Annotated in this window: 19 protein-coding genes; 15 read left to right on the top strand and 4 right to left on the bottom strand. The window is 44.8% G+C overall.

Annotated elements, in window-relative coordinates; translation table 11 throughout:
* The 4 genes from FTT63_RS12265 to FTT63_RS12250 form a co-directional block, all read left to right on the top strand.
* Positions 1–194, top strand: a 194-nt coding sequence (locus tag FTT63_RS12265) for an acyl-CoA dehydrogenase family protein (protein WP_257233300.1), incomplete at its 5' end; no start/stop codon positions are given.
* Between the two features lie 257 nt (positions 195–451).
* Positions 452–1,732 carry an MFS transporter gene (locus FTT63_RS12260; RefSeq protein ID WP_005178035.1) on the top strand — a complete coding sequence of 427 codons (1,281 nt, stop codon included), beginning with the start codon at positions 452–454 and terminating at the stop codon, positions 1,730–1,732.
* Positions 1,733–1,771: 39 nt separating this feature from the next.
* A complete protein-coding gene (locus FTT63_RS12255; RefSeq protein WP_005178033.1) occupies positions 1,772–2,443 on the top strand; it encodes a 3-oxoacid CoA-transferase subunit A in 672 nt (223 codons plus the stop codon).
* Positions 2,443–3,099: a 3-oxoacid CoA-transferase subunit B gene (locus tag FTT63_RS12250; protein WP_104473207.1), complete on the top strand. Its 657-nt coding sequence runs from the start codon at positions 2,443–2,445 to the stop codon at positions 3,097–3,099. Before FTT63_RS12255 ends, FTT63_RS12250 begins: the two co-directional genes overlap by 1 nt.
* Before the next feature lie 565 nt (positions 3,100–3,664).
* On the opposite strand, the gene FTT63_RS12245 is transcribed toward FTT63_RS12250, so the two are convergent.
* The 3 genes from FTT63_RS12245 to FTT63_RS12235 form a co-directional block, all read right to left on the bottom strand.
* Complete coding sequence (locus FTT63_RS12245; RefSeq protein ID WP_104473208.1) at positions 3,665–4,867, bottom strand: MFS transporter; 1,203 nt, start codon at positions 4,865–4,867, stop codon at positions 3,665–3,667.
* A gap of 17 nt (positions 4,868–4,884) precedes the next feature.
* Positions 4,885–6,156, bottom strand: a complete 1,272-nt coding sequence (locus FTT63_RS12240) for a DcaP family trimeric outer membrane transporter (RefSeq protein WP_180192364.1) — start codon at positions 6,154–6,156, stop codon at positions 4,885–4,887.
* A 142-nt stretch (positions 6,157–6,298) separates the two neighbouring features.
* Positions 6,299–7,597, bottom strand: coding sequence for an MFS transporter (locus FTT63_RS12235; protein WP_005178018.1), 1,299 nt, complete (start codon positions 7,595–7,597; stop codon positions 6,299–6,301).
* Between the two features lie 605 nt (positions 7,598–8,202).
* Between FTT63_RS12235 and FTT63_RS12230 the strand changes: the two genes are divergently transcribed.
* The 3 genes from FTT63_RS12230 to FTT63_RS12220 are packed head-to-tail and all read left to right on the top strand — an operon-like array spanning position 8,203 to position 11,735.
* The gene (locus FTT63_RS12230) at positions 8,203–8,976 is read left to right on the top strand and encodes an enoyl-CoA hydratase (RefSeq protein ID WP_005178015.1); all 774 of its coding nucleotides are present in this window, start codon (positions 8,203–8,205) and stop codon (positions 8,974–8,976) included.
* A 2-nt stretch (positions 8,977–8,978) separates the two neighbouring features.
* Complete coding sequence (locus FTT63_RS12225) at positions 8,979–10,499, top strand: 3-hydroxyacyl-CoA dehydrogenase (RefSeq protein WP_180192363.1); 1,521 nt, start codon at positions 8,979–8,981, stop codon at positions 10,497–10,499.
* 24 nt (positions 10,500–10,523) lie between these two features.
* Positions 10,524–11,735, top strand: a complete 1,212-nt coding sequence (locus tag FTT63_RS12220; protein ID WP_005178011.1) for a 3-oxoadipyl-CoA thiolase — start codon at positions 10,524–10,526, stop codon at positions 11,733–11,735.
* Positions 11,736–11,852: 117 nt separating this feature from the next.
* Here FTT63_RS12220 and FTT63_RS12215 read toward each other — a convergent pair whose 3' ends face one another.
* On the bottom strand, positions 11,853–12,290 hold the full coding sequence (locus FTT63_RS12215; RefSeq protein ID WP_104473214.1) for a PaaI family thioesterase: 438 nt from the start codon (positions 12,288–12,290) through the stop codon (positions 11,853–11,855).
* Positions 12,291–12,400: 110 nt separating this feature from the next.
* Between FTT63_RS12215 and FTT63_RS12210 the strand changes: the two genes are divergently transcribed.
* The 8 genes from FTT63_RS12210 to FTT63_RS12175 all read left to right on the top strand — a co-directional run bounded on the left by FTT63_RS12210 (position 12,401) and on the right by FTT63_RS12175 (position 22,150).
* Positions 12,401–13,156 carry a class II aldolase/adducin family protein gene (locus FTT63_RS12210; protein ID WP_034704084.1) on the top strand — a complete coding sequence of 252 codons (756 nt, stop codon included), beginning with the start codon at positions 12,401–12,403 and terminating at the stop codon, positions 13,154–13,156.
* Positions 13,153–14,076: a glyoxylate/hydroxypyruvate reductase A gene (locus FTT63_RS12205; protein ID WP_180192362.1), complete on the top strand. Its 924-nt coding sequence runs from the start codon at positions 13,153–13,155 to the stop codon at positions 14,074–14,076. Before FTT63_RS12210 ends, FTT63_RS12205 begins: the two co-directional genes overlap by 4 nt.
* A 36-nt stretch (positions 14,077–14,112) precedes the next feature.
* Positions 14,113–14,901 carry an enoyl-CoA hydratase-related protein gene (locus FTT63_RS12200; RefSeq protein ID WP_180192361.1) on the top strand — a complete coding sequence of 263 codons (789 nt, stop codon included), beginning with the start codon at positions 14,113–14,115 and terminating at the stop codon, positions 14,899–14,901.
* 11 nt (positions 14,902–14,912) lie between these two features.
* A complete protein-coding gene (locus tag FTT63_RS12195) occupies positions 14,913–15,893 on the top strand; it encodes a nitronate monooxygenase family protein (protein ID WP_180192360.1) in 981 nt (326 codons plus the stop codon).
* A gap of 207 nt (positions 15,894–16,100) precedes the next feature.
* On the top strand, positions 16,101–17,903 hold the full coding sequence (locus tag FTT63_RS12190) for an acyl-CoA dehydrogenase C-terminal domain-containing protein (protein ID WP_180192359.1): 1,803 nt from the start codon (positions 16,101–16,103) through the stop codon (positions 17,901–17,903).
* Positions 17,904–18,038: 135 nt separating this feature from the next.
* The gene (locus FTT63_RS12185) at positions 18,039–18,878 is read left to right on the top strand and encodes an alpha/beta fold hydrolase (protein ID WP_180192358.1); all 840 of its coding nucleotides are present in this window, start codon (positions 18,039–18,041) and stop codon (positions 18,876–18,878) included.
* A gap of 15 nt (positions 18,879–18,893) precedes the next feature.
* Entirely contained in the window at positions 18,894–20,390 is a 1,497-nt protein-coding gene (locus FTT63_RS12180; protein ID WP_180192357.1) for an NAD(P)/FAD-dependent oxidoreductase, read from the top strand.
* Positions 20,391–20,467: 77 nt separating this feature from the next.
* The gene (locus FTT63_RS12175; RefSeq protein WP_180192356.1) at positions 20,468–22,150 is read left to right on the top strand and encodes an AMP-binding protein; all 1,683 of its coding nucleotides are present in this window, start codon (positions 20,468–20,470) and stop codon (positions 22,148–22,150) included.
* The last annotated feature ends 185 nt before the right edge of the window (positions 22,151–22,335 follow it).

The raw sequence follows: 22,335 nt of genomic DNA, 5'->3' as shown, positions 1-22,335 counted from the left end.
ATAACTGTGGCAAGGCGCTGGATATTGCCCGCTTGGCTCGTGACATGATGGGTGGTAACGGCATTTCGGATGAGTTTGGTGTAGCGCGTCATCTGGTGAATCTGGAAGTGGTGAATACCTATGAAGGGACGCATGACGTACATGCCTTAATTCTGGGCCGTGCACAGACCGGAATCGCTGCGTTTGTTAACTAAAAAATTGATCCTCTCTAGCCGGCATTTGCTGGCTAGAACTCCTGCTGTTTTATGGACTTTGACCATGATTTAACTTCATCTGGCAAGAGTAAATACCAAAAAATGAAGTCGGAAAATGGCAATAAAAACTGGATGTTTTTAATTATTTTCCAAGCCAGAATCAGGGTTTGAATAACAGTCATCATCTCATCACAGGATGATAAGTTATCTCAAAAGTTCTGCAGGCACAGGAATGCTAAAGAAATATTAAGGACGCTATGAACACAATCAGTTCCCAACAACACCAGCTGGAAGGTGAAAACAGACCAAAGAAAAAAGTCTGGATTTTAGCCTTTATTTTCTCGTTTTTAGCATTATTGGTGGATGGGGCAGATATTGCCTTATTGGCCTATAGTCTGACCAGTCTTAAACAGGAATTCTCATTAACGAATATGCAGGCGGGTGCCTTAGGTAGCTGGACACTTGCTGGAATGGCCATTGGTGGCTTTTTTGGTGGTTGGGCTTGTGACCGCTTTGGGCGAGTTCGCGTGATTGTGATTGCTATTGCGCTCTTTTCAACCTTAACCTGCTGGTTAGGATTCGCAGAAAGCTATGATCAATTCAAGTGGTTACGTTTTATCTCTGCAATTGGCTTAGGGGCTTTATATATTGCCTGTAACACGCTCATGGCAGAATACGTGCCAACCAAGCATCGCTCGACGGTACTGGCGGCTTTAATGACCGGCTGGACCTTAGGTTCGGTGGTGGCCACGGCGCTAGCAGGCTGGTTATTGCCAGAATATGGCTGGCGTTATCTGTATTACATCGCCATTATTCCAATTGTATTGGCTGTAGTGATGCACTTTTTGGTGCCAGAACCACAGGCTTGGCTCGATGCGCGTAAAGCACGCCAAGAAGCAAAAGCCAGCGGTATTGTTCAGGAAAAACCAAAAAATACCTTCAAAATGGTGTTTGAAGATGCCTTAAGCCGTCGCATGTTCATTCTCTGGTCATTCAGTACCGCATTTTTACAGTTTGGTTATTACGGTGTAAGTAACTGGCTGCCGGCTTATTTAGAATCTGATCTGGGCATCAAGTTTAAAGAAATGACCATGTACATGATTGGTACGTTCCTGATCATGATGTGTACCAAAGTCATTGCCGGTTATATTGCTGACCGTATTGGCCGTCGTGCTGTATTTGCCTTCGGGACCATGGGCACCGCGATCTTTATTCCAGTTATTGTATTTGGCAATACCCCAGACAATATCCTTTGGTTGATGCTGTTCTTCGGTTTCCTGTATGGCATCCCATACGGTATTAACGCGACCTATATGACAGAAAGTTTCTCGACCAAAGTCCGTGGGACCGCGGTGGGTGGTGCCTACAACGTGGGCCGTTTAGGTGCAGTTTTCGCGCCATTAACCATTGGCTACTTTGCTCAAGGTGGATCAATTGGTACCGGTTTATTGATTATGGGCGTTGCCTATTTTCTTTGTGGTCTGATTCCCGCGCTCTTTATTAAAGACCGTTTATTTGACCCACAAAAAGCAGATTAATCTGTATATCGCAACATAGAAAAGATGCTAGGAAGCAAGATGATGAATAAAATCACACAGGATATCGAGGCAATACTGAAACAGATTCCTGATGGTGCGCACATTATGACCAGTGGTTTTGGTCTGGCAGGGCAACCGATTGAACTGATTGAAGCATTAATTGATCTTGGTCCGAAAGAATTAACCATTATCAATAATAATGCAGCGTCTGGCGATCGTGGACTGACCAATTTGCTGTTGTCTGGACTGGTCAAGAAAATGATCTGTTCTTTCCCGCGCGCCAATAATTCCACTGTATTTGAAGATTTGTATAAAGCCGGAAAAGTTGAACTGGAACTGGTACCACAAGGAAATCTGGCTTGTCGTATTCAGGCCGCCGGTGCAGGACTAGGCGCCATTTTCACACCAACCGGCTTTGGGACCAAAATCGCAGAAGGCAAAGAAACCCGCCACATTAACGGTAAAGACTATGTCCTGGAATATCCGATTCATGCCGATTATGCCTTGATCTATGCCAATCAGGCTGATCGCTGGGGTAATTTAACCTACCGCAAGGCCGCACGTAACTTTGGCCCGATTATGGCCAAGGCGGCCAAAACGACCATTGCCCAGGTGCATGAAATTGTCGAACTGGGTGAGCTGGACCCTGAAATTATTGTAACGCCGGGCATTTTTGTACAGCATGTGGTTCAGGTTGGAGATATTAAATAATGAATATTCAAAAACGTACACGTGAACAGATCGTACAACGCGTCGCACAAGACATTCCAACCGGCTCTTTTGTCAATTTAGGAATTGGTTTGCCAACACGCGTGGCAGGCTATTTAAAACCGGAGCAGGAAGTCATTTTACATTCTGAAAATGGTGTCTTGGGTTTTACCGCCTTGGGTGCAGATGAACAGCCAGACAATGACCTGATTAATGCAGGAAAAGAGCTGGTCAGTATGCTTGAGGGTGGTAGCTTTATGAATTCTGCTGATTCCTTCGATATTATGCGCGGCGGGCATTTAGACATCTGTATTATGGGTGCATTTCAGGTGGCAATTAATGGAGATCTGGCCAACTGGCATACTGGTGCTTCCGATGCGGTACCAGCCGTCGGTGGTGCCATGGATCTGGCGGTCGGTGCACGCTGCGTCTATGTCTGTATGGAGCATGTCACCAAAAATGGCGAAGCGAAAATCGTAGATGAACTGACTTATCCAATTACCGGTAAACACTGTGTTAACCGTATTTATACCGATTTATGTGTGATTGAACTGAAAGACAATCAGGCTTTCGTACTTGAAATGGTGGATGGGCTGAGCTTTGACGAACTGCAGCAACAGACTGGTTGTCCGTTAATTGATGCCCGTCAGGTGGCTTAAAATCATCTCATTTCTTCTTGAAGTGATTAAAAAATCGCAGCTTCGGCTGCGATTTTTTATATTGAAATTATTAAATCTCTTTGATCAATCACAAAATATTCGTTTTATTCATATTTAAAAGAAGATTAAAAACGCCATCTCTTGCCCCAGTTCTGGCTCAGGAAGAAGATGGATCACACCTTCTTTCTTGGTCGCAGCACTGCTCATTTCCGACCAAGGGAGAGAAATTTTTTGTTTTATTCTCTACATTGCATTTCTTATTTTAGTATTACGAGCAGAAATCAAAGCTAGGACAAAAGGACTCTTGCTGGGCTCAAGTTTTAAAAGATTAACCATAAAAATCCTAAAACCAGTGCCATGAGTTTTAAAACCTAAAGATATGATTCCAGATCATCTCGTTTCCGCGGGTGAAATGAGGCGGTGAAAGCGCTAAGAGGTGAAGCTTTTATTTAGGAATCGACTTTAAAGTAGTTCAGACTTCGGTCTTGCTAAGCGCAAAACAGCAGTCTGAAAAGATCAGTCCTAAAGCCGATGTATAAAGGACAGAATGACTAGACGGTCTGGATTAGGGTTGTGGCTGAATATTAATTAAATTCTTTTCCCGGCTTAAATCATAGCGGTTTACCGCAAAAATCAGGAGGGCGAAGGCACATCCCAACAGCACACAAGCCGACCAGCCATACATCTTCCATAAATTTAAAGATAAAAATGCGCCCAGGCCAGCACCGGAAAAATAGCAGGTCATATAAATGGCATTAATACGCGAACGCGCTTGAACTGAAAGGCGATACACCAGATTCTGGTTTAATACGTGTAAAGATGAAATACCAAAATAGGCAATAATCAAGCCTAAAATATACAGCTCTAAACGGTCTTGGGCAAAAAACAGGGGAATCCAGGCTAAAATTAGCCCGCTGGTTGCCAGCTGCGCCAGCCATTTTTCCCGGTGGCGGCCAATCATCTTCCCGGTCCATTGCGATGACCAGATTCCGACCACGCCCACAATCCCCATCAACCCAATCTCAAAATCATTAAAATGGTAGGGGGCTTCCGCCAGAATAAAGGTCATGGTGGTAAAAATAATACTGAGCATCCCAAAAGCCAAACCACCAATTAAGCTGCGGCGCATCAACATCGGTTCTGTTTTGGCGAAGGTAAATAAAGAGCGGTAAATCTGCAGAATACTCATTTTTAGCTGACTTCTGGCCGTGGGTAATTGATACCACATGGCAATGCTGAGCAGTAAAATTGAACAGCCACTGAACAGATACACCGCATGCCAGGACCATAAAGTTGAAATTAATCCGGCCACGGTACGTGCAAATAAAATACCGACTAGTACGCCACTCATGAGCAGGCCAACCACTTCGGCACTTTTTTCCCGTTGGCTCAGGTTTGCAGCAAAAGGAATCAGAATCTGGGTGGTAATGGAACAGAACGAGGCCAATAGGGTAAAGCCATACAGCATCTGGAGATTATCGCTGACAGACAGTCCAATCAGGGCCAGACCGGTACATAGCATCAGGCTACAGATATACAGACGCTTTTCAAATAAATCGCCCAACGGCACAAATAAAAACAGACCAGCTGCATAACCGATCTGTGTCAATACCACGGTCCAGCCCGATTGCTCTAGACTAATATTCAAGTCCTGGGCAATTGAATAAATTAAAGGCTGGTTAAAATAATTACAACCTGCGCAAAGTGCGCAGGTCATGGCCATCATAAACATAAAACGGCGCGAGGGTTGTTGCCCTTGAGCTGACATCCGTGTCTCCTAAGGCTTTAGAAACTATAAGTCGCTGATAAATTTACACGAGAAATATCAGCTTCTTGGTCATTAAATTTTTCTTGCTTACCATGATGGTATTCTGCGCCCAGATTGATATTTGGGACTGGTGAATAAATCACGTTTGCTACGTAATCCGTTAAACGCTTAAAACGCTTATTAGTTTTAGGATTAGCCCGTGCGTAAGCGCTGGAATCATCAAAATCAACAATGCTGGCATTAATGCTACTGCGTAATTTTGGGGTAAATTTATGTGTGAAACCTATGTTTAAACTATTAAACTCATTGAGTAAAAGTTCATTATTATCTGTATCAACTGAATAATCACCACCCCAAGCATTGCCATCCGTTAGTGTCCCTTGAGTTAAAAACGCTGCAATACGTTGGTCACCGACCATATGGAAATAGTTACCCTGGATCGAGTTTTGATCATCGAAACGATAACGGCCTCCTACGCCTACACCCCAACCGACTTTTTCGATATCACCTTTATCTGTTTGTGCTTGCTTTTCATTGACAAAGCCTTGAGCCAATAAATGTAATGGACCAGACTGATGCACAAATTTAGTGGTTAATGCAGGGAAGGCAGAAGAACGGTCACCGCCGGCCATATATTCCAAACCCACATTCCAGGTATTTTCCGGATCAAGTTTAAAAGCATAGCTGACTTGAGGGGTACGTAGGACTGATCCACCCAGAAACAGGCTGTAATCGACAGCTTCAGTACTAATTTCCGGTGTAGACATCAATGACCAAGCCTGACCAAAGGTCCAGTTATAGTATTTTAAATGTGCATGACGAATACGTAATCCACCATCGCCTTTACCATTATTGGTCCAGAAGTCAGCTTCTAAACGTGCAGAAACATTTGGGTTTCCACCAAGGTCTTTCGCCAGGAAACCAATTCGGCTGGCAGCTGCAGTAAAATCGGAACGTACAGAGCCTGAATCAACAAGATCTTTATTAATTTGGTTAATGGTACGGCCACGATCTTTGGTAGTACTCTTAAAGTCAATCGCACCATCAAGACGGATCAAGCCATAAACATCGACATTATCCACCATCGAACTTAAAGTTTTAGAATCTTGTGCTTTGGCTTCTTCCTGCTGATTCTTTAACGCAAGTTGCGCGGCTTTTTGCTGTTCCAGTTCGGCCTGGATTTGCTTTAACTGTGATTCTAAGAACTGCATCCGGTCTTCAGATGCTTCTGCTGAAAATGTCTGTGCTGAAGCAATGCCACATAGTGTCGCTAAAACTAATTTTTTCATTTCTTAATCCCTAAAGAAATTTTTTCAAATAATGAAAGGTGATGTGCCTTTCGGTTGCAGCAATTTTTAAATCAAGATGATTGTTGAACGTGAAGATGGAATGGGGAGGGCGACCATAAATGCTCACCCTCCAGACCGGGACTTATTCTGCCTTTTGAGGATCGTATAAGCGGTCTTTAATAAACAGGGCAGGAATTAAACCGCACAGGAAGTACGCTGCACCCATAACCATCAGGCCGGTACCAATAGAACCATTCATGGCCAAATAACCGATGGTGATTGGAGCAAATACGGCACCTACACGGCCAATGTTGAATGCACCACCAACCGCTGTACCACGCACCGTTGTTGGGAAACTCTCGGTCAGATAAGTTGCATTAATTGCGTATGGAATACCGTACAGGAAACCAAAGATCAGCATTAAAACACCGATATTTTCAGGGGTATGCATATACACCACCACTGGAATAAACAGCGCAGTTCCCATGGTGCCGAAAGCGAACACAATACGGCGACCAATTTTATCTGCCACATATCCGGCAATGACTTTGGCGAAAATCATGGTCAGGAAGGTACCAATCATGTACAGCGCCATTTCCTTGAATTTAATGCCTAATTCTGCTTCCAGGTAGGTTGGCAACCAGTTACTCACACCGAAGTAACCGAACAGCAGAAAACCAGAACTAAATGACCATAAGATAAACATCTTGCCGTGGGTCTTGTCTTTCAGAATGGTGATGTACGGATTACCTTTTTTCGCGGTAGTGTCCACAAGCTGGCCAGTACGTTTCATTTCACGCACGCGCTTCCAAGACTCAGGCTCAGGAACCAGGAAGTGCATTAGAATACCTAAAGCCAATGGCGCAATGGTGATCCAGTACAGCATACGCCAGCCGTATTCAGGAATAATCCAGCCAGACAGCATGGTGATAACCAGTGAACCCAGGGTAAAACCAGTCATCAGGGTAGCCAGTACCGTAGTACGATATTTGGTTGGGACATACTCTGACATCAAGGTATTACAGGCAATATATAAACAGCCCAAACCTAAACATGAGAGGGTACGTAAAATTGCAAATTCAGTATAAGACTGTGCAAAACCTGAATAAGCTGAAAGGATGGAGAAGGAAATTGTTGCCACAACAATTACCCGGACACGGCCAAAGCGGTCACAGGCCCAGCCGCCAATAAATCCGCCAATTCCCATACCAAATAACGACCAGCTCCCCAAAGCACCGGCCTGCATTGAGGTTAATCCCCATTCTGCTTTCAGACTGGTGAGACTGAAGGCCAAAATACCAATATCGGCACCGTCACAAAGCAAGATCAGGAACGCAAAGATAAAGGCTGTAACCCACAGACGTTTGGGTGCCTGTTTGATTGGTTCCTCAGCAGAGATGGGTTGCCTATTCTCTCTGGTTTCGATTGTTTCGGTTGTCATTGTTATATCCTCTACTTTATAAAGCAGCACTCCTGTGCTACCGCCTAACAAAGTCATGTATGCATGACTTCTGATTTATTCGGGCTTGAGAACACGCTCTTTTAACAGCACCGCTCAAACATCCTGATTGAACCTGTTGTGTCTGCTATCGCGTCATTTAAATAACAACTATGTCATTTGTGATACATACTTATTATTCAAATGAACTAATATTTCGTTTCTCAACACTTACTTCTATATGAATGGTTCAATTCACTTGTAAAATTCCATCCAGCTTATAACCTCAATGCTCTGTTTATCTTGATCTGGTTTCAGGATATAAAAACTAAATCAATATAAAACAATGTCTTATTTATAGATAAGCCAATTGCAAGCTAAGCCAGCTACAAGCCAAAATTTTCAAGAAAAATTAAATAATCTCGTGTAATTTCGTTATACGAAATCAATTAATCATAAAATACAGTTTATAACAAGATATTTTGTCTATTTTTTAATAAAAATATCTTTTTTACGCTTTATCCGCAAAAAAACTTGCATTCCGGGGGAATAAACCTTAATTTTTATACAAAATAAATTTTCGCTATACAAAATAAATGGAGATTTACATGGAACAGGTCGTTCAAGTAGAACAAATCAATGCTCATGTCGCACTGGTGAAAATCCATCGACCTGAAGCAAAAAACGCCTTAAATACTGAAGTACGCCAGAAACTGGCTGAAGCTTTTCGTCAACTGAATGATGATGCCAATATTCGCGCCATTGTACTGACCGGCGGAGAGCAGGATTTTGCTGCAGGTGCCGACCTGAAAGAGCTGGCCAATGCAGAAACCATTCAAATGATGCAGCGTCGTACTGAGCGTTACTGGCAGGCGATTGCACAATGCGCCAAACCGGTCATTGCCGCGGTTAATGGTTATGCCTTAGGTGGTGGCTGTGAACTGGCCATGCACGCCGATATTATTATTGCCGGCAAGAGCGCGACCTTTGGTCAGCCTGAAGTCAAAGTTGGGGTCATGCCAGGCGCCGGTGGTACACAGCGCCTGTTCCGTGCCGTGGGGAAATTCCATGCCATGCGCATCATCATGACCGGCTGTCTGGTGCCGGCACCAGAAGCCTATCAAATTGGTCTGGTCTCTCAAGTGACGGAAGACAGCGAAACCATTGCCACGGCCATCAAGATGGCTGAAGGTCTGGCAAAACTGCCACCAATTGCCCTGGAACAGATTAAAGAAGTGGCCTTACTGGCAGAAGATGTACCGTTGAATGCGGGGCTAAGCCTGGAACGCAAATCATTCCAGATGCTGTTTGCTTCTGAAGACCAGAAAGAAGGCATGCAGGCCTTTATTGAAAAACGTAAACCAAATTATCAGGGACGATAAGCATGACTGTACATATTCAGAAAATCGGGATTATTGGTGTCGGTACCATGGGTGCCGGAATTGCCCAAATTGCCATTCAGTCTGGCCATGATGTGGTCCTGTTTGATGCCAAAGCTGGCGCTGCAGAGCAGGCTCAGGAAAAACTGGCCAAAACCCTGAATACCCTGGCAGATAAAGGCAAATTCAGTCATGAAAAAGCCGCTGAAGATCTTGCCCGTCTTTCAATTGCCGAGCAACTGGAAGATTTAAAAGATTGTGATCTGGTGGTAGAGGCCATTATTGAAAATCTGGAAATCAAACAGAAGCTGATGCAACAACTGGAAGCGATTGTCAAACCGGAAGCAATTCTGGCGTCGAATACGTCTTCATTGTCGATCAGTGCCATTGCAGCCAACTGCAGTCAACCAGAACGTATTGCAGGCTATCATTTCTTTAATCCGGTACCGCTAATGAAAGTGGTGGAAGTGATTGAAGGCTTTAATACCCGTGCCGATATTCTGGATGCCTTGACTCAACTCTCGATCAAGATGGGCCATCGTCCAGTGAAAGCCAAAGATACTCCAGGATTTATTATTAACCATGCTGGCCGTGCCTTTGGCAGTGAAGCCTATGCCATCCTGAATGAAAATGTCACGCCATTTTATGACATTGACCGGATTTACCGTGATGGGATCGGTTTTAAGATGGGACCATTCGAGCTGGGCGATCTAACCGGCATGGATGTATCGCATCCGGTCAGTGAGTCGATTTATCATCAGTATTATGAAGAAGCACGTTACCGTCCAAGCGTAATTACCCGTCAGCGTTTTATTGCCAAGCAACTGGGCCGTAAAACCGGTAAAGGTTTTTATGACTACACTTCTGGCAGCAAACAGGGTGATGTTGCACCAGTACTGGCTGAAAAACTGGCGCAATATCCATCGGTCTGGTTAGGCACCGAATATAGCGACGACCGTCAGGCGCTGGAGCAATATCTGCAACAGTTCAATATTCTGGTGGAGCCGTCTGAACAGCCATCTCAAGATGCACTGGTGCTCATTGCCACCTATGGTGAAGATGCCACTTCGGCGGCTGTACGTTATGGCGTTGCCCCACAGCAGGTGGTGTGTATTGATCTGCTCTATGGCCTGAATAAACACCGCACTTTAATGCCGACTTTTGTGACCAAAGCTGAACTGACCCAGGCGGCGCAATCTATTTTTAATCTGGATGGTGTGACAGCCAGCGTTATTCAGGAAAGTGTCGGTTTTGTGGCGCAGCGTGCGTTGGCCATGATTGTAAACCTGGGCTGTGATATTGCCCAGCAAGGTGTTGCCACAGTTGAAGATATTAATATCGCCGTGAAACTGGGTCTGGGTTATCCGCATGGTCCAATTGAATGGGGCGATGTTTTAGGCGCGGAAAAAATTCTGAAAATTCTGGATCGCATGACCGACATTACCCGCGATCAGCGTTATCGTCCAAGCCCATGGTTACGCCGTCGCGTCCAGTTGGGTCTGCCACTTGTTCATAGTTCTAATTAATCTAAGGTTAAGGGAATAACACTCATGTTAAATGCATATATTTATGATGGTTTACGTTCACCAATCGGTCGTCATGCCGGCAGTTTGTCAAGTGTGCGTCCAGATGATCTGGCTGCAACCGTGATTAAAAACCTGCTGGAAAAAACCGGTATTCCAGCTGCCGATGTCGAAGATGTGATTTTCGGTAGCACCAACCAGGCCGGTGAAGACAGCCGTAACGTAGCACGTTTTGCCGCACTTTTAGCCGGTATGCCAGTGACTGTACCGGGCCAGACCGTAAACCGTTTATGTGCATCTGGTTTAGGTGCCGTGATTGATTCGGCACGTGCCATCACCGCAGGTGAAGGCGATGTCTATATTGCTGGTGGCGTAGAAAGCATGTCACGTGCACCTTTTGTATTGGCGAAAGCAGAAACAGCCTTTTCGCGTGATGCAAAAATGTATGACACCACCATCGGAACCCGTTTCCCGAACCGTAAATTTACCGCTCAATTTGGCGCACACAGCATGCCAGAAACCGGTGACAATGTAGCGGAAGAATTTGGCATTAGCCGTGAACAGGCCGATACCTTTGCCGCTGCATCACAGGCAAAATATCAGGCAGCCAAAGAAGCAGGATTCTTTGAAGGTGAAATTACACCAATTGAAGTTTCACAAGGGCGTAAATTACCGCCTAAACAGGTGACTGAAGATGAACATCCGCGTGCATCTTCAACATTTGAAGCATTAACCAAGCTGAAACCCCTATTTGAAGGTGGTGTGGTCACAGCAGGGAATGCATCAGGTATCAATGACGGCGCTGCAGCACTGATTATCGGCAGTGAAAAAGTTCAGGAACAGTATGGGTTAAAACCTTTGGCGCGTATCCTGTCTTCTGCAGCAGCCGGCATTGAGCCACGCATCATGGGTGCGGGGCCAATTGAAGCGATCAAAAAAGCAGTACAACGCGCGGGTTTAACCCTAGATGATATGGATATTATCGAGATTAACGAAGCGTTTGCCAGCCAGGTATTGTCCTGCTTAAAAGGTCTGGATGTGGCCTTTGATGATCCGCGGGTCAATCCAAATGGTGGTGCGATTGCGATTGGCCATCCACTGGGTTGTTCTGGTGCACGTTTAGCCTTGACCGTTGCACGTCAATTACAGCGCACAGGTAAAAAATATGCCGTGATCAGCCTGTGTATTGGCTTGGGTCAAGGTCTTGCAATGGTCATTGAAAATCCTGAAGCAGCCTAAACTGGTTTAAGTCGAAATTAAATGCCATGCATATCTAATATGCATGGCATTTTTTTGTTAAATATTTAGCCATAAAAAATCCCCGCAGATGCAGGGATAGGCTAGTTCTGGTCGGAATCAAGCGCGCTTGGTCACCAGTAAAGTGGCCGAACCAAAGGCATAGACTTTACCATCTTGATCGACAATACGACCTTCTGAAGTCAGTACGTTACGGCCGACGCGAATCACTTCACCAATGGCGGTATAGGTTTCGCCACTTTGCATGGCTTTGAGCATTTTTACGTTTAAATCAATCGTTGAAAAACTGACCCCGGCATCGACAGTGGTGTGTACAGCAGCACCCGTAGTACTGTCCAGCACGGTGGCACAAAAACCGCCATGAATACCGCCTTGTAAATTGAAATGGCGATGATCTGGTCGTACCTCATATTCCACATAATTTTCACGTACGACGGTCAGACGCATGGGAATAATTTCACTCATGGGTGAGCTGGCAATTTCACCATTCTTGATAGCGGTTAAATACGCGAGTCCATTCATTTGTGATGTCGACATACAGGCTCCTTCTTATTTATTATTTCGCTCTATGAAATAATATTCTGTTTTATTAAAAGTATGATATAACATGAAAGTGAACATAATGCTATATATTCCAGGATGGAACGATGACAATAAAAAACCTTGTCACAGCTGCCGAATGGCAGGCACGCTGTGAACTCGCAGCGCTTTATCGCATTATTGCGCATTATCGGATGACTGACCTGATTGATACCCACATCAGTTTAAGAGTCCCAGATCAACCAGACTGTTTTCTGATTAACCAATATGGTGTCGCATTTGAAAAAATGCGTGCCTCGACGCTGGTGAAGATTAATCATGAAGGGCAGGTGGTAGAAAGCTATGAACAAGACAAGCCAGTAAATATGGCTGGTTTCGTGATTCACTCTGCGATTCATGAAGCACATCCTCATCTGAACTGTGTCATTCATACGCATACCGCGGATGGAATTGCTGTTTCTGCTCAGAAACACGGGCTTCTCCCAATTTCCCAGCATGCCATGAAATTTTATCAGCATGTGGCTTATCACGAATATGAAGGCGTTGCGCTTTCAACAGATGAGCAGGAGCGCCTGATTCAGGACTTAGGCAGCCATCGCGCCATGATTTTACGCAATCATGGTCTATTAACGGCTGGGGAAACCATTGCACGGGCTTTTCATGAAATCTATTTCCTGGAACGCGCCTGTCAGGCACAGGTGAAAGCCTTAAGCGGTGGTGCTGAATTGCATTATCCAGCAGAAGAAGTCCGAATTAAAACCGCTAAGCAGTTTGCCAGTCCTCTCATCGAACCGATTTTACAGCGTGCCTGGCAGGCCGCTTTGTCTTTGATTGAGCATCAATATACGGAGTATGCCTCATGATTGTTATTTCCAGTTCTGTTCCGAATATTGAAGCCATTCTGGTCAAGTCATTTCAAAAATATGCGCCTGCTGGCAGTTTCTGTACAGTGGACAGCCCTGAAGCTGAACAGGCAACTACAGTTGCTGCCTGGTTTCCAGATCTGGAAAAAGTGCAGCAGCTGCCAAAGCTCGGCCTGATTCATTCGATTGCTGCTGGGGTAGAACATTTAAACTTAAATGCTGTACGCCCCGATCAAGCCGTTTGCCGGGTGCTGGATCCGCATCATCAAAAGGGCATGTTTGATTATCTGCTTTGGGGTGTACTGTATTTTCAACGTTATTTTGACCGCATGATCCAGCAGCAAAATCAGCAGCTCTGGAAGCAGTATCGCCAGAGCTATAGCCATCATATCCAGATTGGGATTATGGGACTGGGGCATATGGGCGGTTATGTAGCAGAACGTTTCGCAGAAATGGGCTATCAAGTCTCTGGTTGGTCGAATTCCCCAAAAGACATTAATCAAGTCAAAAGTTATGTGGGCCAAGAACAGCTTTCCGAGTTCCTGGCTCAAAGTCAGATTCTGATTAACCTGCTACCACTCACCGAAGAGAATACTGGGATTCTTTCTGCTGAATTATTTCAGCAACTGCCTGAACAGTCAGCTTTGATTCATGTCGGGCGTGGCCAGCATTTAGTCGAGCAGGATTTATTGGATGCACTGGATTCTGGCCATCTACGTGGTGCGATTGTTGATGTCTTTGAGCAGGAGCCATTACCTGCGGATCATCAGTTTTGGCAGCACGAAAAAATTGTGGTGACACCACATGTGGCCTCACATGCCCCAATGTCTGTGGTGGTAGAGCAGATACTGGAAAATGACCGTCGTTTAAATCAGGGTCTGGATTTGTGTCATCAAGTGGATGTCAATAAAGGCTATTAATTGTAGGGATACAGACAAAAAATAAGGAAATTGATGATGTGGGAAATGATTCAGACCCAGATTCAGCAAGGCGTCGCCACTTTAAGTTTTAACCGTCCAGATTCACTCAACAGTTTCAACCGGCAAATGCATGAAGAAGTCCAGCAGGTACTGAAAAGTTGGAATACGAATCCAGACATTCGGGTAATTGTGATTCGGGGTAATGGCCGGGCATTTTCAGCGGGACAAGATCTAAAAGAACGTGCTGGGCAGCTCGGCAATGTGCCTCTACCACCAGAAGGTTCGCTGGCCAAATATTATAATCCTTTGATTAATCTGATTCGTAAAAGCCCCAAACCGGTGATTGCAGCGGTAAATGGTGTGGCTGCCGGTGCGGGCGCCAATATCGCGCTGGCTTGCGATCTGGTCATTGCCAAGGAAAGTGCCAAATTTATTCAGGCCTTTTCTAAAATTGGCTTAATTCCCGATGCCGGCGGTACCTGGATGTTGCCGCGTTTAATTGGTTATGCACGCGCTATGGCACTGACTTTACTCGGTGAACCTGTGTATGCCAAAGACGCGGCTGAAATGGGCATGATCTGGAAAATGATCCCTGATGCAGAATTTGATGCTTATATCGATGACCTTGCACAGCGACTAGCACAACAGCCAACTTATGCGCTGGCTTTAACTAAACAGGCGCTGCAACGCAGTGCGGAAAATAGCATAGACCAGCAACTGGAGCTGGAACAAAACCTGCAATATCTAGCCTTGAGTAGTCAGGACTACAAAGAAGGTGTACAGGCCTTTGTTGAAAAACGCCCCGCACAATTTACCGGACGCTAAGGAGAGCATTCATGAAAATTCAAACGCGTATTACCGAGCTTTTAGGCATTCGCTATCCGATTATTCAAGGCGGCATGATGTGGGTCGGTACCGCAGAAATGGCCAGTGCAGTCTCCAATGCAGGTGGTTTGGGAACCCTGACAGCATTGACTCAACCGACGCCTGAAGCCTTGGTCAAGGAAATTGCACGCTGCCGAGAAATGACGGATCAGCCTTTTGCTGTGAATCTGACTTTATTGCCCGCTGTAAACCCACCGCCGTATGCCGAATATCGACAGGCCATTATTGAAAGTGGGATCAAGATAGTAGAAACGGCAGGCAACAAGCCGCATGAACACATTGAAGCCTTTAAACAGCACGGCATCATTGTGATTCATAAGTGTACCTCGGTCCGTCATGCACTTTCGGCACAAAGAATCGGTGCGGATGTGATCTCGATTGATGGTTTTGAATGTGCCGGCCATCCGGGTGAAGATGATATTCCCGGACTGATTCTGATTCCTGCAGCCGCTGATCAGCTTAACGTACCAATTGTTGCTAGTGGTGGTTTTGCTGATGGACGTGGTCTGGTGGCAGCACTTGCTTTAGGTGCTGAAGGCATCAATATGGGGACACGCTTTTGTGCTACTCAAGAAGCGCCAATCCATCCAAACATCAAGCAGTTTTATGTCGACAATGATGAAAGGGCAACGCATCTGCTTTACCGTCAGTTCAGGAATACGGCCCGTGTTGCCAAAAATGCAGTATCTGATCTCGTCGTTAAAATGGGTGAAGATCCAAATCTGGAATTTGAACAGATTCGCCCTTATGTCAGTGGCCTAAAAGGCAAGCTGGCTTTGGAAAATGGTGATGTAGATGCAGGCGTACTGACAGCAGGTCAAGTGATGGGGTTGATCCATGACATTCCAACCTGTCAAACGCTGATTGACACTATCATGCAAGAAGCAGAACAGATTGTTCAGCAACGTTTGGCTCAGTTTTTCCCGCGCTAGATCACTTTATTTTGATCATTTAATAAAAAGCCATTCATTGTTGAATGGCTTTTTTATACCAAAGTTTTAATTTTTTAAATGTGATTTTTTATGTCATGACTAGATTTTATCCATACACTTATATTATATTCGACCTAAAACATAATTTCGTATTATGAAATTAATTGTCATAAATATACAAATTAGAACTCATACAAGGGAATTACGATGAGAAATTATATTGCGCCATTAAAAGACATGAAGTTTGTGCTGAAAGATCTGCTCAATGTTGAACAGAAATATGAAGGCTATGCAAAGTTCGCAGACAAAGTTTCTATGGATATTATGGAACAATATCTGGAAGTCGCTGCGGACTTTTGCCAAAACGAACTTCTACCGATTAATGCAACAGGCGACCAGCAAGGCTGCCGTTTGCAGGATGGCGTCGTAACTACACCGGATGGTTTTAAAGCGGCTTATGACAAATATGTAGAACTCGGCTTTACCTCATTAACTGGCGATGAAAAATATGGTGGCCAAGGCTTCCCGACCTTATACCGTATTGCCATTTCTGAAATTATTACGGCGACCAACTGGTCTTGGGGTATGTACCCAGGCCTGTCACATGGTGCGATGCGTACCTTAGAGCATCACGGTAGCGATGAACAAAAACAGAAATTCCTGGTGCCTTTAATTGCAGGTCGCTGGACCGGAACCATGTGTTTGACTGAATCACATGCCGGTTCTGATTTGGGGCTGATCCGTACCAAAGCAGTGCCAAATGAAGATGGCAGCTATAGCATCAGCGGTGAGAAAATCTTTATTTCTGCAGGTGAGCATGACCTGGCGGAAAATATCGTGCATATCGTATTGGCGCGTTTACCGGATGCACCTGCCGGCACCAAAGGTATTTCACTATTTATCGTGCCTAAATACAGTCTGGATGAAGCTGGAAATGTGGCTTCTCGCAATGGCGTGGTGTGTAGTGCGATTGAACACAAGATGGGTATTCATGGCAATGCGACTTGTGTACTGAATTTTGACAATGCCAAAGGCTTCCTGATCGGGCCTGAAAACCGCGGTTTGAATTGCATGTTTACTTTCATGAACTCTGCGCGTATCGGCACAGCGATTCAAGGTTTGGCTGCAGCTGAATCTTCTTATCAAGGCGCGTTGGCTTATGCCAAAGACCGTCTGGCGATGCGTTCACTTGAAGGTGCCAAAGAGCCAAACCTACCTGCGGATCCAATCATCGTGCATCCAGCGGTGCGTAATATGCTACTGACTCAAAAAGTATTTGCAGAAGGTTCACGTGCCTTGGCTTATTATCTGGCGACTTATGCTGATATTGCGGAAGCAACGGACAATCCTGAAGAGAAGAAAGCCGCAGAAGACCGTCTGGCATTATTAACCCCAATTGCTAAAGCATTAATGACCGAAACAGGTGTAGAAGCGGCCAAACATGGTATGCAGGTTTTTGGTGGACACGGCTATATTGCTGAACATGGCATGGAACAGATTGCCCGTGATGCACGTATTGCCAGTCTGTATGAAGGTACTACTGAAATTCAATCAATCGACTTGCTGGCGCGTAAAGTGCTGGGTTCAAAATTGGGTCTGCTCACTGCATTAACGGATGAGATTCAAGGCTTTGTGAAAGGACATCAGCAACATGCCCAGTTTAATCAGCAAGTGGCACAAGTGAGCCAGTTGACTGAGCAATGGCTAGAATTAACCAAAACGATTCAGGCGCAGGCACAACAGTCTGCCAATGAAATCGGTGCGGCATCTGTCGATTACCTATATTTCTCTGGTTATGTGGTGTCTTCGTATTTATGGCTGAAAATGGCGATTACGGCGCAGCAAAAAATTGAAGAGGGCAATACCGATCCGTTCTATGCAGCGAAGATCAAAACCGCACAATTCTTCTTTGCACGTATTCTGCCAAGAACTTCAACTCACGTTGCCAATATTCAGGTCGGTGGTGAGAGCCTGTTCCTGCTGACTCCTGAAGAGTTTAAATTCGATTAATCCTTTTACCCACGATCAATCTCTCGATCGTGGGTCTTTTTTTCTTACTACTTTTTTTATCCTGCACAAAACTCGATATCGATGTGTACTTTTTAGTATTGCATCGGCCATAAAACAACAAGATCAGGAGTCTATATGGATTTAGACACGATTACGCGACAATGTCCTTATGGTGATCAACAACTGACTTATCATGAAGTCGGACAGAAATCCTCATATCCCACCATCATTCTGATCCATGGTACGGGTGGAAATACGGACAAACATTTCAGCTATATTTTCCCCATGCTCGGTATCCATCAGCGGGTTTTATCGCTTGATTTGCATACTCCAGATAAAGCCGATCTGGCAGTGACTGATTTTAGTCAACAAGTTGAAGCACTGATCCAGCATGCAGTTGCAGAAGATGAAGCAATTACTGTGGTGGGTTATTCACTTGGTGCTGTGATTGCTGCACAAGTAGCCGCGAGTCTTAAACAGCGCGTGGCACGTTTGATTCTGTTAGCAGGTTGGGCAAAAACCAGTTCGGTGCAACAACTACGGACCACGATCTGGCAACAGCTATTTAACGATCAGTCTGCGGCTTTACCGCATTTTGTGAATTATTGCCTGTATAGCGATGATTATTTGTCAGCCCGTTCTGAAAAACAGGTGCTCGATCTGGCACGCTTTGTAAAACCTTCCCAAGATGCAGCCAAACAGCGTGAACTGAATTATCACATTGATATCACCGCCATTTTACCGGACATCTCTGCTGAGACCTTGATCGTGGCCTGCCGTGAAGACCGTATGGTGCCTTTAGCGCAAGCCAAATTACTCTTTGCTTCGATTCAGAATAGCCGTTATATCGAAATTTCTTCGGGACATGCGATTCATATTGAAGCGCCAGCAGAGGCGGTGCAACTGGTCAATCAGTTTAGCCAGCATCCAGAACAATATCCGTCGAATCAAAAAATCCAGCCCATGATGCCTTAAAAAAGGAGAAAAATAATGCAAGCTCAAGGACAGCGCAGCAAGATTTTAATTGTAGGCAGCGGTTTTGGTGGCCTAGGAATGGCGATCCGTCTTAAACAGCAGGGCATTCACGATTTTAAAATCATTGAACGTGCAGCAGAAGTAGGTGGCACATGGCGGGATAATACTTATCCCGGAGTCGCCTGTGATGTACCGTCACATTTATATTCTTTCTCGTTTATTAAAAATCCCAACTGGTCACGTGTCTTTCCGCAAGGGGCAGAAATTCAGCGCTATTTGATTCAATGCTGTGATCAGGAAAATATCCGGCCACATATTGATTTTCAGACACAACTGGAAAAAGCCAGCTGGAATACCGAAAAACGTAGCTGGAATATTCAGACCTCTAAAGGTGTTTATGAAGCGGAATTTTTAATTACCGCTACTGGGCATCTGGCAGATGAACATCTCCCGCAAATTCCGGGACTAGAAGAATTCCAAGGTCAGGTGATGCATTCTGCACGCTGGAATCACGAAGTTAATCTGGATAATCAGCGCGTCGTTGTCGTAGGTTCAGGGGCTTCTGCTATTCAGCTTGTACCGGAAATTGCCAAAACAGCAAAAAGTCTGACCGTATTGCAACGCAGTGCACCGTATATTTTGCCGCGACCAGACCGACCTTATTCTGAGTCAGAAAAACAGCTCTTCCGCAAAGATCCGGACAGCATGTCAGCGTTAAGACATTCCTTGTTCTGGGGTAATGAATACAATTTTGCCCAGCGCCGTAATCTGAAAAGCCAGATCGAGCGGGTCAAGAAAAATTGTCTACAATTTTTAAAACATCAGATTTCAGATCCTGAATTACAGCAGAAACTCACACCGAATTATGAACCGGGCTGCAAGCGTTTATTGCTGTCCAATGATTATTATCCGACTTTTCTAAAACCGAATATTACGCTCGAAGATTCGGCTTTGGCTGAAATTACGAAAGACGGTGTAATCAGTAAGTCCGGCAATGAATTCCCTGCAGATATCATCGTATTCGCCACCGGGTTTGAAGCGGCACGTCCACCCTATGCGGCAAAGGTGGTAGGTAAACAGGGTTTAAGCCTGGAGCAGCAATGGTCTGGTGGTATGCAGGGTTATCAATCTACGACAGTGCATAATTTTCCAAACCTGTTTATTCTGAATGGTCCAAATACCGGAAGTGGGCATAACTCAGCGCTTTATTTCTTGGAGACCCAGTTTGATTTGGTACTGGACGCCTTGCAGTTTTTTGAACAGGAACAGATTCAGGTCTTTGAAGCTGATCAAGATGCTGAAAATGCCTATATGCAGGAGTTACAGCAGCTTTCCCAAGGCAGTGTCTGGTTATCAGAAAGCTGTAAAAGCTGGTATCTGGACCCGCTGAGTCGCAAGCTGACTTTGGTCTGGCCAGATTATGCGCATTCATTCAGAGACAAAAACCAGCATTTTATTCGCAGCGGTTATCACTACCAGTACATCGAAGCAATGCAGCAGAAAGTGGTGTAAAGATCAATCAGGAATAATCGGAACTTCAGAGTTTCAACATACAAAATAGAATCAAATTAAAAGAAAGGAGTGTTGTCATGAACAGCCAGCCATGGATGGAAGAATATAAAAAATGGAACGTCAATCCGGAATTTACCCGGCCTGACCCTGATAAAACTTTGAGCACGACAATTGCTGAGAATCTACTTAAGTTCAAAGATAAGACTGCTTTCTTTTATCTGGATCGAAAGTTCAGCTATCAGGAGATTGATGTTTATAGCCAGAAGCTGGCTACTTACCTACAGAATCTAGGCTTGGCGTCCGGTAGCCGAATCGCGGTGATGTTACCGAATATTATTCAATATCCAATTGCGACTTTTGCGATTATTCGTGCGGGTTATATTCTGGTCAATGTAAACCCGATGTATACCCAACGCGAGCTGTATCATCAAGTACAGGATTCAGGGGCAGAGGCCTTGATTATTCTGGGTTCAACTTTGGAGCAATTGAATCAATTAGATGAATGTCCTGCGCTGAAATATGTGATTTCTACCCATCCACTTGATTTCATTCAGGATCAGCCGATATCAATTTATAGCCAAACGGCGCAATATCCAGAAAAACAGTTTTCTGACTTTAAGCAGGCCATTGACCAGGTACAGGTGATTGATTTTGAAGCCCCTGTACAGCAGCAGGAAGATACCGTTATTCTGCAATATACCGGTGGAACTACAGGGGTTTCCAAAGGGGCTGAGCTCAGTCATCGCAATATCTTATTTAATATCGCCCAGAACAGTACGGTGTTTATCAGTCATTTTGGGGACCGCTATGCGACTGAAGATGAATATGTGTTTTGTGCCTTGCCGCTGTATCACATTTATGGTTTTACCATCTGCCTGTTCAGTTATGGTCTGAGTCGCGGTTTTGCCAATGTCCTGATTCCAAATCCAAGAGATCTGGATGCACTGGTAGATCAATATCATAAGCATCCTCCGACGGTGTTTCCGGGCGTGAATACCATGTTTAATGCATTGGCTCATCATCCACGTTTCCGCGAGCTGGATCACTCACGCCTAAAAACCACGACAGGCGGCGGTGCATCTGTTTTAAAAAACACGGCAGAATTATGGTGCGAAGTCACAGGCTGTCATATCTATGAAGGCTACGGTCTTTCTGAAACCTCACCAACGGCAACATTTAACCCGCCTTTAAGCAAGCGCTTTAGCGGTAGTATTGGCTTGCCATTGGCAGGCACAGAAATTCAGATTCTGGATGATGAAGGAAAACCTGTAGCACTTCATCAGGCTGGAGAAATTGCTATTCGCGGCCCTCAGGTGATGAAAGGTTACTGGAAGCAACCGGAAGCAACAGCACAGGTATTTACCAAAGATGGTTTCTTCCTGACAGGTGATATCGGCTGTATGGATGAGAAGGGTTATATCACCATTCTGGACCGTAAAAAGGACATGATTCTGGTCTCGGGCTTTAATGTCTATCCAAATGAGTTGGAAGGCGTTTTATCCAAACATCCGAAAATTCTGGAATGTGCCGTCATTGGAGTGGATGATGAAAAATCTGGACAAGTTCCGAAAGCCTTTATTGTAAAACAGGATACCAGTCTGACCGAGAATGAAGTTATGACCTATCTGAGACTACAACTGACCAGTTATAAGCTACCAAAATATATTGAATTTGTGTCTGGATTGCCGAAATCCGCAGTTGGCAAAATTCTACGCCGTGAGTTGCCTAAAACCGTGCAGCCGGATGCCAAAGCCTGCTGAGAAATGACATAGTCAAAATAAAAAAGGAATCTTTCGATCACTGCTGTCCCATAGTTTACTTTAAATAAAAAAACCTGAGTCCTAACAGTTAAAATATGAGTGCAAACAAACACTTTAACGACCAGGATTCAGGTTTTGTCACATCAGAATACCGTATTTCATGAGCTAATTAAACCTGTTGTGCG

It is taken from the genome of Acinetobacter sp. C15, from assembly GCF_013420645.1.
Lineage (GTDB): Bacteria > Pseudomonadota > Gammaproteobacteria > Pseudomonadales > Moraxellaceae > Acinetobacter > Acinetobacter indicus.
This window is presented reverse-complemented; position numbering and strand designations above follow the sequence as displayed.